This window comes from Rubidibacter lacunae KORDI 51-2 (genome assembly GCF_000473895.1).
GTDB classification, from domain to species: domain Bacteria; phylum Cyanobacteriota; class Cyanobacteriia; order Cyanobacteriales; family Rubidibacteraceae; genus Rubidibacter; species Rubidibacter lacunae.
Genome location: NZ_ASSJ01000060.1, coordinates 1 through 15161, shown reverse-complemented (window position 1 = coordinate 15161; position 15161 = coordinate 1). Strand labels below are relative to the sequence as shown.

10 protein-coding genes and 1 pseudogene are annotated in these 15161 nt (G+C 57.8%); 8 read left to right on the top strand and 3 right to left on the bottom strand.

Translation table 11 applies throughout. The features are described from left to right. Positions 1–24 precede the first annotated feature (24 nt). From KR51_RS11065 to KR51_RS11040, 5 genes are all read left to right on the top strand, one after another. Positions 25–2559 (top strand): methyl-accepting chemotaxis protein, encoded by a 2535-nt coding sequence (locus KR51_RS11065; protein ID WP_022607728.1) that lies wholly within the window; start codon positions 25–27, stop codon positions 2557–2559. Between the two features lie 7 nt (positions 2560–2566). Continuing rightward, positions 2567–3355: an MlaE family lipid ABC transporter permease subunit gene (locus KR51_RS11060; RefSeq protein WP_022607727.1), complete on the top strand. Its 789-nt coding sequence runs from the start codon at positions 2567–2569 to the stop codon at positions 3353–3355. A gap of 205 nt (positions 3356–3560) precedes the next feature. Then, positions 3561–5546 (top strand): biosynthetic arginine decarboxylase, encoded by a 1986-nt coding sequence (gene speA / locus KR51_RS11055; protein ID WP_022607726.1) that lies wholly within the window; start codon positions 3561–3563, stop codon positions 5544–5546. Positions 5547–6565: 1019 nt separating this feature from the next. Continuing rightward, a complete protein-coding gene (locus KR51_RS11045) occupies positions 6566–7042 on the top strand; it encodes a DUF4079 domain-containing protein (protein WP_022607725.1) in 477 nt (158 codons plus the stop codon). A gap of 170 nt (positions 7043–7212) precedes the next feature. Next, positions 7213–8454, top strand: a complete 1242-nt coding sequence (locus KR51_RS11040) for a metallophosphoesterase family protein (RefSeq protein ID WP_022607724.1) — start codon at positions 7213–7215, stop codon at positions 8452–8454. 49 nt (positions 8455–8503) lie between these two features. Here KR51_RS11040 and cobJ read toward each other — a convergent pair whose 3' ends face one another. Further along, positions 8504–10393, bottom strand: a complete 1890-nt coding sequence (cobJ, locus tag KR51_RS11035; protein WP_051358169.1) for a precorrin-3B C(17)-methyltransferase — start codon at positions 10391–10393, stop codon at positions 8504–8506. Between the two features lie 325 nt (positions 10394–10718). Next, positions 10719–11009, bottom strand: coding sequence for a hypothetical protein (locus KR51_RS19745; protein ID WP_156915090.1), 291 nt, complete (start codon positions 11007–11009; stop codon positions 10719–10721). 600 nt (positions 11010–11609) lie between these two features. Here KR51_RS19745 and rnc point away from each other — a divergent pair. Continuing rightward, positions 11610–12359, top strand: coding sequence for a ribonuclease III (gene rnc / locus KR51_RS11025; RefSeq protein WP_022607721.1), 750 nt, complete (start codon positions 11610–11612; stop codon positions 12357–12359). Positions 12360–12528: 169 nt separating this feature from the next. On the opposite strand, the gene KR51_RS11020 is transcribed toward rnc, so the two are convergent. Then, a complete protein-coding gene (locus KR51_RS11020) occupies positions 12529–14058 on the bottom strand; it encodes a YifB family Mg chelatase-like AAA ATPase (RefSeq protein ID WP_022607719.1) in 1530 nt (509 codons plus the stop codon). A 331-nt stretch (positions 14059–14389) separates the two neighbouring features. On the opposite strand from KR51_RS11020, the gene KR51_RS11015 reads away from it, so the two are divergent. Next, positions 14390–14731, top strand: coding sequence for a histidine triad nucleotide-binding protein (locus KR51_RS11015; protein ID WP_022607717.1), 342 nt, complete (start codon positions 14390–14392; stop codon positions 14729–14731). A 109-nt stretch (positions 14732–14840) separates the two neighbouring features. Continuing rightward, positions 14841–15161, top strand: a pseudogene (locus tag KR51_RS11010) (photosystem II q(b) protein); the annotation flags it as partial.

Below are 15161 nucleotides of genomic sequence, written 5' to 3'. Positions count from 1 at the left end.
AGGAAACAGCGGTAGAGAAGGCAAATGGCACTAAGTACGCAGTACGAGCAGGAATACCAACGCGCCGAGCGCGCCTATATTCAGGGTCGCTATAAAGAGGCAGCAGATATTGCCGATCGCCTAATTCAGAAGTCGCCGACCGACCCGAGTATTCTGCTGCTGCGGGGACACATTTATTGCTGCTTCGAACAATACGACCGCGCCCGTGCCGAGTACGAGCGAGTTCTGAGCGTAACGGCTGAGGAGGACTTTCTCGGTTATGCCCGTAAGGGTATCGAGGACGCTCAACGCTGGCAGGAGCAGCAAGGGCAACACTCGGATAACGTCACCGAACTCTCGCCGCCGTCGCCCGACAGAGGCGACCTCGCATCGCAGCCATTTTCAGGGCCGTTGAGCGGCAGCCTCAGCAGTTTGGAAGAGTGGGACGAGGGTAGCGAAGTTACTTTACCGGCGGCAGATGCGCTCGATCCGTTTGCAACGACTCTGTCGGAGGACGGAATGGCAGCTGCCAGCGAAAAGTTGCCGAGCGACTGGAGTGTCGAGGATCCGTTTGTCCTTGATAGCAACGAAGCAAATCAACAAACCAGTACCAGCGAACAAGGGTTTGTCGTTCCTACGGAAGAAGATTCCCAACCCACCGGGATACCGTTTGATACGGGAGAGAATACGACGGGCGAAGTCACCGGTTTTGCTCGCGAAGACGATGGTGAAGGGGAAGCAGACAGCGAGCTTAGCGATGCAGCCACGCTGCTGATGATGCCGGGTGAAGGGGCTGGCGATGCTTTTGAAGCATCTGTCGAGCTGTCCGACGCAAACCTGACTGGAACTCATGACGCTGTCGAGAATGGATTTCAGTCAGTCGATGTCGAGCAAACGACGTGGTCGGAATCGGCAGCAGCTCAAGACCTAGCGGACTTCAGGTTGCCCCAGCTAGATATGAACGAGCTCGAAAGTCGCAGCTTCGCCACAGCGGATAACGAAGTGGACGACTTGGGCACCATGTCGAGCGGGACGCAAGTGCCGTCTCCCCCAGCTTCCAAAGCAACTTCAACGTCGGGGTGGACAGCCGATACATCGGCAGAATTTTTGTCGGGTTCTGAAGAGCCGACAGTCCGGTCACGCGGGATACTGGCCGCCCTACACGACGCACCGCTCGGGCGCAAGCAGTTGTATGTGGCTGGAGCGGCCGGGATCGTGGCAGCCGGGGCTGTGCTCCTGGCCGGAACGTTACTGCCAATTTCGGGCGGGGGCAGTTCGTCCCCCCCGGCTCGTTTCAAGATCTCGGCAGCCATGGGCGCGATCGCGGGTATTACTAGCTTCGGGACGGTCTGGCTTATTGGCGGCGCAGTTGCGCGCCACACCAAGCGTGCGACTGCTGACTTGCAAGCACAATTCTATGCCGTACAGCAAGGGAATTTAAACGCGAAAGCAACTGTTTACTCAGGCGACGAGCTCGGGCAGCTATCGGCGGGTTTCAACCAGATGACGCGCGCGATCGCGACTGTCACCAACGAAGCGCAGCGCAAAGCTCAAGAGCAAGAGCAAGCTAAAGAGGACTTGCAGCGCCAGGTGATCCGCCTGCTGGACGACGTAGAAGGCGCAGCTCGTGGCGACTTGACCGTACAGGCCGAAGTTAGTGCAGATGTGTTGGGTGCAGTTGCCGATGCCTTCAACTTAACGATTCGCAACCTAAGAACCATCGTGCAGCAGGTGAAAGAGGCTGCGCGGCAGGTTAACAAGTGTTCTGCCGAGAGCGAATCCTTCGCGCACAGCTTATCGGAGGACGCGCTGCGGCAGGCAGAGGAACTAGCGGTCACGTTAAATTCGGTGCAGATGATGACCGACTCGATTCAACGCGTGGCTGAAAACGCTCAGGAAGCAGAGGACGTGGCGCAGCAGGCATCGGAAACGGCACTGCGGGGGGGCGAAGCTGTAGACAGTGCGGTGGCTGGCATTTTGCAGATTCGCGAGACGGTGGCGCAAACGGCACGCAAAGTAAAACGTCTTGCCGAATCATCCCAAGAGATTTCCAAGATCGTCTCGGCAATTTCTCAGATTGCCTCTCGAACCAACAACCTGGCATTGAACGCATCCATTGAGGCGGCACGCGCTGGCGAAGCGGGACGTGGATTTGCCGTGATTGCAGACGAGGTGCGCCAGCTAGCAGACCGCTCTGCAAAGTCATTGCGGGAGATCGAAAAAATCGTATTGCAGATTCAAAGTGAGACGAGTTCGGTCATGGTGGCGATGGAAGAAGGCACTCAACAAGTAATCGAAGGAACGAATCGCGCCGAACAGGCGAAGCAGTCTCTGGAAGACATTATTCAGGTCTCCAAGCGCATCGACACTCTGGTGCGCTCGATTACGGCCGACACGGTCGAGCAAACAGAAACCTCCCGCTCAGTAGCACAGGTCATGCAGTCCGTTGAAATGACTGCCCAAGGAACATCTCAGGAGTCACAGCAGGTGTCTGGTGCGCTTCAGAACCTAGTAAGTCTGGCGGGCGACCTGCTGGCTTCGGTGGAACGGTTCCGCGTCGATCCAGGCGAGGCGAGCTAGACCGACAATGGCAGCAGCTGCGGGATTTGGACGTTGGGCTGAGCGAGCACTGGCAGCGCTGTTTCTGGGCGGCCAGCTCCTCTTTCACCTTCGACCGGGAAATATTCACCGACGGAACACGCTCGAGCAGATGGCGGTGGTGGGCCCGGATTCGATCGGGATTACAATGCTGACTGCAGCATTTGTCGGGATGGTGTTTACGATTCAGGTCGCGCGGGAGTTTATCAACTTTGGTGCCAGTTCGGCAGTAGGCGGCGTATTGGCGATCGCGATTGCACGAGAGCTGTCCCCAGTGCTGACGGCAGTAGTGCTGGCTGGACGCGTGGGGTCGGCCTTTGCCGCGGAAATCGGGACGATGCAAGTGACCGAGCAAATCGACGCATTGTACATTCTGCGCACCGATCCGATCGATTTCCTAGTGTTGCCGCGCTTGATCGCTTGTTGCTTGATGCTGCCACTACTGACAATTCTGGCATTGCTGACAGGTATGGCAGGCGGGTTGTTAATCGCAACCACCGTGTACGACTTGCCGCAACAAGTATTTCTGAATTCGGCCCGGGAATTTCTCGATTCCTGGGACCTAGCTAGTGCAGCGATCAAGTCGGTGGTATTTGGGGCACTCATTGCCACAATCGGTTGTAGTTGGGGTTTGACAACTACCGGAGGAGCCAAGGGAGTCGGGCAGTCAACGACCACCGCGGTGGTGACGTCGCTGCTGGCAATCTTCGTGACCAACTTCTTTTTGTCGTGGCTGTTGTTTCAAGGGGCTGGCAATGCATTCGGTAACATCGGCTAGACAGCAGCCATTGTCAAGCGGCGATGGAGAACTCTGTTTGCTGATTGCCGCATCCCCAGTCGACAGTGTTTCCACGCGCACCCTCTGTGCTTGCAGCTAGGGGGAGTACGTCCGTATGGCTGCAGGGCTGGCGAGGAGTTTGGAATAGTCGGTCGACTGTCTCGGCATCGATCTCGACCAGTTGCATTTATTAGGAGGAACTTCAGTGCCAGCGCTTCCAGCCGATCGCAAGCGCGTCGCGTGGACGTCAGCCGATAGCGAGGAGCTTTACGGGTTGCCTGCTTGGGGCGCGCCATATTTTTCAGCAGATGCTGGCGGGCACGTGCTAGTGTCGCCTCAAGGCGGGGGCGGTGCCTCGCTGGATTTATACGATTTGGTGACATCTCTGCGCCAGCGAGACGTTGAGTTACCCCTATTACTCCGCTTCCCGGATATTCTGGCCGATCGAATCGGGCAGCTTTACTCCTGCTTCGAACGCGCGATCGCGCGCTATGGCTATGACGGCAGCTATCGGGGCGTGTATCCGCTCAAGTGCAACCAGCAACGCCACTTAGTTGAGGCGATCGTGGCAGCTGGCCGGCCCTATTGCTTGGGGTTAGAAGCGGGCTCGAAGCCCGAGCTGGCGCTGGCGCTGGCAGTGCTGGAAGCACATGGGGATCCCTCTGGCACAGATGGGCTCTTGATATGCAACGGTTACAAAGACCGCGATTACATTGCGATGGCGTTGCTGGCATCGCGGTTGGGGCAAACGCCGGTGGTGGTGGTCGAGCAGTTGGAGGAACTCGCGATCGCACTCGAGTTAAGTCACGAGTTCAATCTGGAGCCCCTACTGGGCGTGCGGGCCAAGCTGAGCGCAGCAGGCAGCGGACGCTGGAGCGCTTCGACAGGCGATCGCGCCAAGTTCGGGCTGAGCGCGCCGCAACTGTTAGCAGCCGTAGAGCAGTTACGCGCGAGCGGACAGTTACAGTGCCTGCAGCTCTTGCACTTCCACATCGGCTCGCAAATTGCCGCGATCGGGACGATCAAAGCCGCAATCCGCGAAGCCGCCCAGCTTTATGTAGCACTGGTGCAGCTCGGGGCAAATTTACATTACTTGGACGTGGGCGGCGGTTTGGCTGTGGACTATGACGGCTCCAAAACTCACAGCGATGCCTCAAAGAATTACAGCCTGCAAAACTACGCCAACGACATCGCAGCAGAAGTGAAAGAAGCCTGCGATCGCGCAGGGGTTGCCTTGCCAACCCTGATCAGCGAAAGCGGTCGGGCGATCGCCGCGCATCACGCAGTATTGATTGCGAACGTGCTCGGCATCAACACCCCACCCGAGTTGCAACCCAGTGCAGAGATCGCATTGTCGCGCTCGGACAGTAGCTCTTCGGACAGTTCCCCTGCAGAGTCCGAACACGCACTCGTACGAGAGCTGCGCGACACCTATGCCGCGATCGCGCCGGACAACCTGCAGGAGTCCTATCACGACGCCGTCCAATTTAAGGACGAAGCTGCGAGCTTGTTCGACTTCGGGTACCTGAGCTTGCGCGATCGCGCCCGGGTCGAGCGTTTGTATTGGGCGTGCTGCCGCCAGATCCGCGATTGCCTGCGCACCCTACCGAGCGTGCCCGACGACCTCAGCCATTTGGAAGCGACTTTGGCAGCAACGTATTACGTCAATCTATCGGTATTTCGCTCGTTGCCCGATAGCTGGGCGCTACAGCAACTATTCCCGATACTGCCAATTCACCGCCTCGATACCGAACCGTCCGAGCGCGCCACCCTCGCGGATCTGACCTGCGACAGCGACGGACGGCTGGATCGCTTTCCGAGCACAAGCGGCCATAGCAAACCCTTTCTCGAGCTACACCCGCCGGTTGCGGGCGAGCCCTACTACCTGGGCGTGTTTCTAGTCGGCGCATATCAAGAGATTTTAGGGAGCGCGCACAATTTGTTCGGCGATGCGAACGTTGCCCACGTACGTGTCCGCCCAGACGGCTATCAAATCGAGCACCTAATCCGCGGCGATACGGCGACCGAGATACTCGCGCGCGTTCATTACGATGCCGAAGACTTAGTCGAGGCGTTGCGCCGGCGAACCGAGTGCGCGATCGCGAGCCAGCAAATCGCACTACCCGACGCCCAGCGCCTGCTCCGTACGTACGAACGTGGATTGCGTAATTATACATACCTCGAACAATAATCTTGGCTATCACACTCGTAAAAGGTTTGCGGGTTGTTAACCAAAGCAGAGTTGGATCTGTCAGAGGAAATTTCGGCGTCGGTCAAGACTCGTTTCAATCCACTGCCTCCTCAGCGATCGTCTCAAGACTCACAAACAAGGTGGCATCAGCTAAGATAGCCGTCGCTTCAAATGCCATTGATGCAAACCTGCTTTTGTCGACACATTCGGCACCCTCTACTTCCGATACCAAGTAATGCCGCAGCAGGAGAACACATCCTGCAAACTCACGCTGAGGTCAGCATTTGCAGGGCATCAGCCACTTCAGCCAGCCCGCTTGAGGCAATAAAGCGCACTCATACATCACCAGCTAATTTGGAACGTAGCGTGCGAACCTGTGGGTGCCGAAAAAATTTGGTCCTCGATCAAAAAATGCAGAATCATTACAGCCTTCAAGACATTGATTGTGGCGACCGCTGGGTTGGAGTCACTTTTGCCCAAGAACGCGGGCTGATGTTAGATGGGCCGGTCGGCAAGCACAACGAGCCGTTGCCGGCAGAGCTGGTGCCGAACAGGGGTGAGACCGATTGTGTCTGCTGATGTACCGATGAGTGGGGTCGGTACGGGCGAGTGTTGAGGCCAGTTCAGCAGCACCTAGTCGGGAATGAGAACCCGCAGCGTTTGGAACGAGCGGATGGAATCCTGAGACAAAAAGCGGGACGGTGGCTCCGCTGACAGAACAAGTGTGGCAAGGTTTGAGAAGAGACGCCAGTGATGATGCGATCGGTCATCAGCGATTGCAACTGGGTCAGGCAGCCAGCCGATGGGGAAGCACATCACCACACCTAGCTGGATTGAGGGACCGAGCCCGGACTTTGCAGGAGATCCTGACCTATCCCAAACTTCTCTTAGTCACATCCAGCAAACGCCTATGCAATGCTTGTTACAAAGCTTAAAATAAGCCAAAGGATTTCCGAGCGCGAATTGCGCGCGCTTGAAGAGTCCGGTTTTGAGAGCGAGTTTTGCAAGGACTGGCAGTCATGGGCATCGAAATTCCCGATTCGGTAAAGGTTTGGTCGCAGGCATTCCACCCAATTTTTATGTGGGTGCTGCTAGCAGGAGCTGGTTACGCGCTCTATCTCGGCTGGCAGGCGCGGCGGGGACGGACGACGGATGACAAGGCTCTCCGCAAGCAATTGCTGATCGAGCGGAAGTCGCGCGACAAGCATCACCAGATCGGATCGGCGCTGCTAGCGTTAGTTACGCTAGGGTGTCTCGGCGGGATGGCGGTGACGTATATCAACAACGGCCGCTTATTCCTCGGTCCGCATCTGCTTGCCGGTTTGGGTATGGTAGGCATGCTGACAATTGCCGCAGCCCTGACGCCGCTCATGCAGCAAGGACATGAATGGGCCCGCAACACCCACATTGCTCTAAACCTAGCGATGCTCGGTATCTTCGGTTGGCAGGCAGTCTCAGGCATGCAAATTGTTGCCAAGATCCTCAACAAACTCTAAATCTCTGTTCGCTCTTCAACACTGAGGTCGCACCAGACTATCCCCAGACTATTGGGACGGTTGCCTGCTTTTTTCCAGGGGAAGCGCTGCAGGTCAAATGACTGCAGCGTGATTGACAATGAATGGGCTCGATAGGAATGGGCTCGATAGCAACTTGCAAGTGTTGGTCTATGAACTGGAAGCGTTTTGGACGGAGACTCGCAATCGGAATATGTTTGGTCCTGGTTGTGGCGTGGGGGTGCCGCTCGCCCCAACAACCCGAGACAACTGCCCCGCATGCGTCACCGCCAGTAGAGGCGATCGCACCCGAACCCGACGCCTCGGAACCGCAACTGTCCGCACCCGCACCAAGACTGCTCCCTGAGGCAACGCAAGCGATTTTGGCAAACGCGGGCGGTGCAGGTAAGGTGTTCGATCCGCCGCGCGGCGACGTACGCATGGTCGTCGTCAGCGACCTCAACGGCATTTATGGCTCAACGGACTACGATCCGGAAGTCGACAAAGGCATGGCGCTAATTCAGTTCTGGAACCCGGATATCGTCGTCTGCAGCGGCGATATGGTGGCAGGGCAAAACCCCACGCTTTCCGATGAACAAATCCGCGCCATGTGGCAGGGATTCGACGAGCACGTTGCGGCGCCGCTGCGGAACGCGGGGTTGCCCTACGGTTTCACCATCGGCAATCACGATGCCTCCAGTGCCCTTGGCGTCGGCGGTTCCTTTCTGTTCCAACGCGAACGCGACCTGGCTTCGGAATACTGGCTCGAACCAGAGCACGACCCCGGCATTGACTTCATCGATCGCTTTGAGTTTCCGTTCTATTACACTTTCAAATCCGGCGATGTTTTCTTCTTGGCGTGGGACGGCTCCTCGCATCGCATTCCTGACGAGAAGTTGGCTTGGGTAGAGCTGGCGCTCGCCAGTCCCGAAGCCCAAAATGCCAAGCTGCGGGTCCTGCTCGGGCACTTGCCGCTTTACGCCGTGGCAGTCGGGCGTAACGAACCGGCGGAAGTGATGGCAAACGCCGACGAACTGCGCGCGATGCTAGAGCGATATAACGTCCACACCTATATTAGCGGCCACCACCACGCCTACTATCCCGGCCATCGCGGCGACTTACAGCTGCTGCACATGGGCATTCTCGGCTCGGGTCCGCGCCCGCTGATCGATAGCAACCTCCCGCCCTGGAAAGCCCTAACGGTTCTCGACGTTAACTTCGAGAAACCAGAACTGACGACCTACACCACCTACGATATTCGCACCTTGGAGACAATTGCCTACGGGCAACTCCCGCGCTTCCTAGCCGGTCACAACGGTATCGTTCTCCGCCGCGACGTCGAGTGGACCGACCTCAACGCCCAAGAACAAGCCTTCTGCCGCGATCGCCTCGGCGATGCCCTTTGCGGGCCTTGACGATCTTGATGATAAGGTCCTGAAGCATGCCGTTCGCGCGGCATCGGTGTTAATCGTCTGCAGGCGTATTTTCATCTGCCCCGAACCCGAGGTAGCCGCGCGGCGTCAGCATCCAGTCGCCATAAAACTGCGTGCTGCGGTTGCCGATGATAACCGTGCAAACCATATCCACCGGCGCATCTTCTAGGCGATCGAGCTGCGTGCGGTAGACGCGCTCGTCCTTGCGCAGAGCATTGCGCACGATTGCCACGGGTGTTTCTGGATCGCGGTAGCGCATAAAGATCTCGCAAGCTGCTGCAAAAGGGCGCTTGCGATCGCGCGACTGCGGGTTGTAGAGAGCCGTCACAAAATCGGCACTGGCGGCAGCTTCCAGACGGGCGGCGATCGCGCTCCAAGGGGTAAGTAAATCACTGAGGCTGATAGCACAGAAATCGTGCATCAAGGGCGTACCAACGCGCGCGGCAGCCGACTGCAGCGCGGTGATGCCGGGAAAAATCTCGACTGCCGGCTCGCGTCCGTCCCATCCCAACTGGCGCAGCTCTTCCATAACCACGCCACCGATACCGTAGATGCCTGCATCCCCTGATGAAACGACGGCAACCGTTAGCCCCCATTCGGCCAGTGCGATCGCCCGACGGGCCCGTTCCAACTCCGCCCCGATCGGATAGGGTTCGACAATCTGCCCCGGCCGTCGCAACGGTGCAACGCAGTCCAGATAGCGCGCGTACCCAACAAGAACGTCGGCCTGCTGCAGCGCTGCCCGTGCTGCTGGGGTGACCTGCGCGGTCGCGCCAGGACCGATCCCGACTAGGTACAGCCGCCCGCTTCGTCCAGTGAACTCGTAAACTGCCTGCGCAATCGCGATCGTGGCTGCTCCGCCTTCCCCACGTTCGATTTGCTTTGGCACCAGCAACTCTGCCCCATCGCCCGCGGCTTGCAGCGCGGCTGCCTCGGCAACGCTCGGCGTGCCAACGGCTTCGGCGACCACCTCTGACGGATTGGGCACGGGCACCGCCTGCAGCACCTCCGGTGCGAACACCTGTAGCGGCAGGTCGCGATCGCGGCAGAACGACCGCAGGCCCGGCTCGTCGGCTTTGAGGTCCAGCGTGGCAACGCCTGCAATTGCCTCGGCAGTCAGACCCCGTTCTGCCAGCACGCGCGCGAGCGCCGATTCCAAAAGTGCTTGTGGCGTCCCCCGCTCGCAACCGATGCCGATCCAGAGCACCCGCGGGTGCCACTGCACGGCTGCTGTTTCGGGGGGAAATTCCCGCTCGACCGCATCGATCCACAGCTCTGCTATGGGCTTGCCGGCCGCCTCCGGAGCGAGTGGTGCAGTTGCGGCGTCCGTTGCAAAAACAAAAGGATGGTCGTCAGGCAACTGCTCGCGCCAGAGATGCGACCCGGCAGACTGCCACACCCGGATCGGCTCCGACCGCGCACCAGCGGCACTTACGGCCGTCCAGTTGCCGTTCCCTCGGTGCCAGCCAAAAGGCACGCCCAACACGTCGACGCTCGGCAGGTCTGCATCAGCTGCCGCATCAGTTAAAACCGGCACTGCGCCAAGATAGTTGGCGACCAAGCGCGTCAGACGATTGCCGCCACCGGCATGGCTGCCGCAGAGTCCCAACGCGAACTGGCCGGCGCGATCGACCACTACCACAGGCGGGTCGCTGGACTTGTTGCTCAACAGCGGCGCGATCGCTCGCACGACTGCACCGGTAGCCATCGCGAAGACAAAAGCTCGCTGCTGCAGCCACTGGGCGGCAAGCCACGCCCCAAACGGTTCTTCATAGGGTCGAGCATCTGGCAGCGGCATCAGCGCGGGCGGCACCCACAGCGTCGCGCCGGCCGCCACCAGCGGCTGGAGCGTGCGAGCTGCGGACGGCGTCAGGGCAATCGCGGAAAGGGGAAGATACGGGACAAATAACGGGTCGCTCACGGCACAAACCGACCGAATTCCTACCTCAAGATTGTGCCCCTTTCGCGGCGATCGCCGACAGTATGTAGCCCTCTGCATTCGTTGCGAGGCGATCGCATTGGCATTTCCTGGCAAACTCAGCAAGCGGCAATGGATGTCGTGCACGAACCTTGTAAACGATCGCTCCCGGGTACATCCGCACCCTTCAAAGCCTGGTTTCCATGCGCTCGTGCGGTCCCGTCGAAACTGCGAAGTTCCACCCGCAGAGGCATTTGCTCGCCCTCTACGAAAGCGATCGCGAGCGATCGCGAGCGAGGGCGGCGTGCTCTAGCACCCAAACGTGCCGTTACTTTTTGGGGATTTCAATGCTGTCTAGGGCAATTGTAAGTGCATGTTTAGCTTGCACTATGTGTATTACATTTCGCCGCTCCAGCAGCCCACTGGATCCCCATCGATCTCGGGTGTAGTTCGTTTGCTCCTTTCGCGCGCTTTGCTCTTGCTTCGCGCAACTATCCTCAATACTTTCTTGCTGCTGCCTGTTGTTGCTGTCAGCATCACCAGCATGCTGACATATGAGCACGGACAGCATGGCATTGATGTTCAGGTCGAACAGCTCCACACTGAAATTGGTCGCCACTCGATCTAGCAAGAATGGTTCAGGGTAAAGAATAGAGGGTGAGGGACTTTCCAAAGTACGGACCTAAGCTGAAGACTATTACAAATCAGGCATTTCAGCCTCTGCCTACAGCTTGGTGCAGCTTGCTATAATTCTGTTTTTGTTACTGCAGGCAGAGAATGGCTTAAACGATAGGTCTTCGTTCGAGCCGGCTCGAAATCTTTATTAAACCAGCGTCGAACAGATCGACTTTTTATCCTTCCCCTAAAGTAACTAATTAGGGACATCTTCAACCTTTCGCCTGCAGATGTCCTCAAAATCAAACGTTCCTTCATCGCACGCCTCGAGCAAGTTCCGTCGGAAGCTGGGTTCGTTCGCACGCTTCTTCGTTAGGAATAGCAGCTGGGTATGATATCCGTGCCTAAGTAGCGATAACCCAACGCATGAACGAGTGTTGAGCGAATGGACCTGCAATCGCACCCAAGGCTATTTTTTTTGCCTTTACGCTGATACTTGCTGCGACTGCCGAGCAATTTCTAAGCGGCGATGCCGCACTGCTGGGATTCGGGCACACCGAGAGCCCCACTCTCGAAAATCGCAACTGCACGCAACTGCGAATCCATGACCGTACCGCAACCCCGCCTCCAACACTTACAGTGTCTGACTCTCAAGCTCGGACTGCCGGCTGATGCCCCAATTGCCTGGGAATTACTCGACCGTGCCCTAACTCACCCGAGCGCGTCGTGCGTCAACTACCAACAGCTGGAGTTTCTCGGCGATTCTGTGCTGCGTTTGGCTGCATCGGAGTTGCTCCAAGAGATGTACCCCGACGGCACGGTCGGCGAGTTTGCGGCATTGCGCTCGATTTTGGTCAGCGATCGCGTCCTCGCCGAACTCGCAGATGGATTGGGACTAGAGCGCTATTTGCTCATGTCAACCGGCGCGGCAGGAGACCCTGCAGGTCGACGATCGCGTCTGGCCGATGCCTTTGAGGCCGTACTGGGCGCGCTTTATGCCAGTACGCACTCGTTCGATCTGGTCCGTCCCTGGCTCGACCCATTATTGGTGCCCCGGGCAGACGACATCCGCCGCGACCCAGCACTCTACAACTACAAAGACGCCCTCCAAGAATGGACTCAGGCGCAGCACAAAAGCTTGCCGGAATATCGCGTGCGTGCAGCCAAGGTCGCAACGGATCCATCCAGTCGTTTTACTGCCGAGGTTTGGTTTCGCGGCAACTGCCTCGGTATAGGGACGGGACCTTCAAAAAAGGCGGCCGAGCAAGCGGCAGCTAAAGCCGCCTACACCACCGCAGTTGTTGCCGATACGCAATCCTCTGGTGCCGAGCGACCTGACACTCAACACTCTTAACCTGAAATGTCGTCCCTTAAATGTCGTTGCGTGGGATATAACTAGCGCAAGCAAGCGGCCCATGTAAGAGAAGCAAGCCAGTTCGAGTGCACGCTGCAGTTGATACTGATACTGAATCGATTTCCTGCCATAGCGGCCGCCTGGCAGACACGTTGCGCTTACATTGGCATCATTGCTGCATGCGGTCGAGCGTGCGGTATTGGATAGCTTCGGCTACATGCGTGGCTTGCAGCCGATCTGTACCGGCTAGATCCGCGATCGTGCGCGCCACCTTCAATATCCGGTCCATCGCGCGATTTGACAATCCTAAACGTCTAATCGCCCCTTCCAGCAACCCGCGGCTGGCATCGTCCAAGGTGCAGACACGTTGCAGCTGCTGGTTCTGCAACTCGGCATTGCAACTCAGTCCGGTAGCTTGGAAGCGATGGAACGCCCGTTCGCGAGCAGCCTTCACGCGATCGCGAACGCTCGCCGATGACTCGCCCCGTGCCTGGCGAGTCATCTCCTCGGGCTTGAGCCGATTGACCGCAACCTGTAGGTCGATGCGGTCCATGAGCGGACCGGAGAGACGCGCCCAATAGCGCTCGCGCTGCGCTCGCGAGCAAGAGCAAGACTGGATTGGGTCGCCGTAGTACCCGCACGGACAAGGATTCGTGCTTGCAATCAGCGTAAACCGCGCTGGAAATCCTACCGACTGACGCGCTCGCGAAATGGATATGCAGCCGTCCTCCAGGGGCTGGCGCAAGTACTCCAACACGTTGCGCTTGAACTCCGTCAGCTCGTCTAAAAACAGCACGCCGCGATGTGCCAGGGAAATCTCTCCCGGTCGCGGGAAGCTGCCGCCGCCGACCAAAGCAGGTCCTGATGCGGAATGATGCGGGCTGCGAAACGGACGTTCGTGTAATAACGAACCGCGCTCCTTGAGCAATCCAGCCACCGAATGGATTTGGGACACCTCTAAGGCCTCGCTAAAGGACAGCGGCGGTAAAATCCCCGGAAGGCGACGGGCCAGCATCGTTTTGCCACTTCCCGGAGGTCCGACAAAGACCAGATTGTGGCCGCCGGCGGCTGCAATCTCTAGTGCGCGTCGCGCATGGCTCTGTCCCTTCACGTCCTTGAGGTCTGGCGCGGCAACTGGAGATTGGATCGATTGCTCGCGGGCATCCGATCGAACGGGAGTAGCTTGCTGCGGATGGCTTAACAATCCGGCAACCTCACCAAGATGCTTGCAGCCATAAACGGTCAATCCCTCCACTACAGCTGCTTCGCGGGCATTGTCCGCTGGCACCACCACCCCAGCAATTCCCAGACGTGCAGCGGCAGCGGCGATCGGCAACACACCTGCAACCGGTCGCAGGCTGCCGTCTAGCGACACTTCCCCTAAGAAAAGATAGTCCCGCAGCAACTGCGCGCTGGCTTGCTCTGACGCTGCCAGAATCCCAACGGCTATCGGTAGATCGAAGCTCGGTCCTTCCTTCCGTAAATCTGCTGGTGCCAGATTGACAACGATCTTGCGCATGGGGAAGGCAAGCTCGGCATTTTTGAGCGCGGCCTTCACCCGCTCGCGCGACTCCTGTACCGCCGCATCGGGCAAACCGACGACAACAATGCCCGGCAAGCCGCCAGATATATCTACCTCAACCCCAACCTTGATGGCATCAATCCCAACAAGTGTCGCACTCCAAACCCGAGCCAGCATACTCCTTCCTCAACCCGTAGGTTGAGATTAGTACTTTTGTTCGAGTTCGTCAGTCGCATAAACGTGCGACGCCATTGCATTTTCTAACCTGGATTATTCATGAACTCTTATGCGGAGACCCTAAAGCTTTTGCCGTGAAAGACTTGCAGACTTTTTCGCTCAATGACAGTGCGTTTCTATTCACCTGGATTGGAGCCTAGTCAGAGCAAAGGTTTGAGGCCTCGTAAAAATCTTCGTGAATAATCCAGGCTAAGACGCAGATCGCACTCGTTATAGTCAGGCTGTCGGACCCCACCCCCCTAAAATGAGAGCAGAAATTCGGTCAATCTCTATGAGCGACACTATCTTCGGCAAAATCATTCGCCGAGAAATCCCGGCAAACATCGTATATGAGGACGACCTCGTCCTTGCTTTTGAAGACATCAACCCGCAAGCGCCCGTCCACATTATCGCGATCCCCAAAAAGCCCATACCAAGGCTTTCTGCAGCCGAACTCGGCGATCGGGCCCTCCTCGGACACTTACTAGTCACTCTTAAGCAGATTGCAGAGCAAGCTGGGCTGAGCGATGGCTATCGCGTGGTTGCCAACACCGGTCGCGATGGCGGTCAGACCGTAGATCACCTGCACTTCCATATTCTCGGCGGACGCCAGATGGAATGGCCACCTGGGTAGAAGCGACGCTTAGATGAATATTAAATTCGCTTTACAATCAGCAAGGTTTCGCTATCATGACACACATGGTGCCAAGTGCACCACAACGAATAATCAATAAGCACTCATCATGACGACTACCCTGCAGCAGCGCGAGAGCGCCAACCTGTGGGAGCAGTTCTGCCAGTGGGTTACCAGTACCGAAAACCGCCTTTACGTAGGCTGGTTCGGCGTGCTGATGATCCCCACGCTCTTGACTGCTACCACCTGCTTCATCATCGCTTTCGTAGCAGCCCCGCCCGTCGACATCGACGGCATCCGCGAGCCGGTTGCTGGCTCCCTGATGTACGGCAACAACATCATCTCCGGTGCCGTTGTGCCGTCTTCCAACGCAATTGGTCTGCACTTCTACCCGATTTGGGAAGCAGCCAGCCTCGACGAGTGGCTGTAC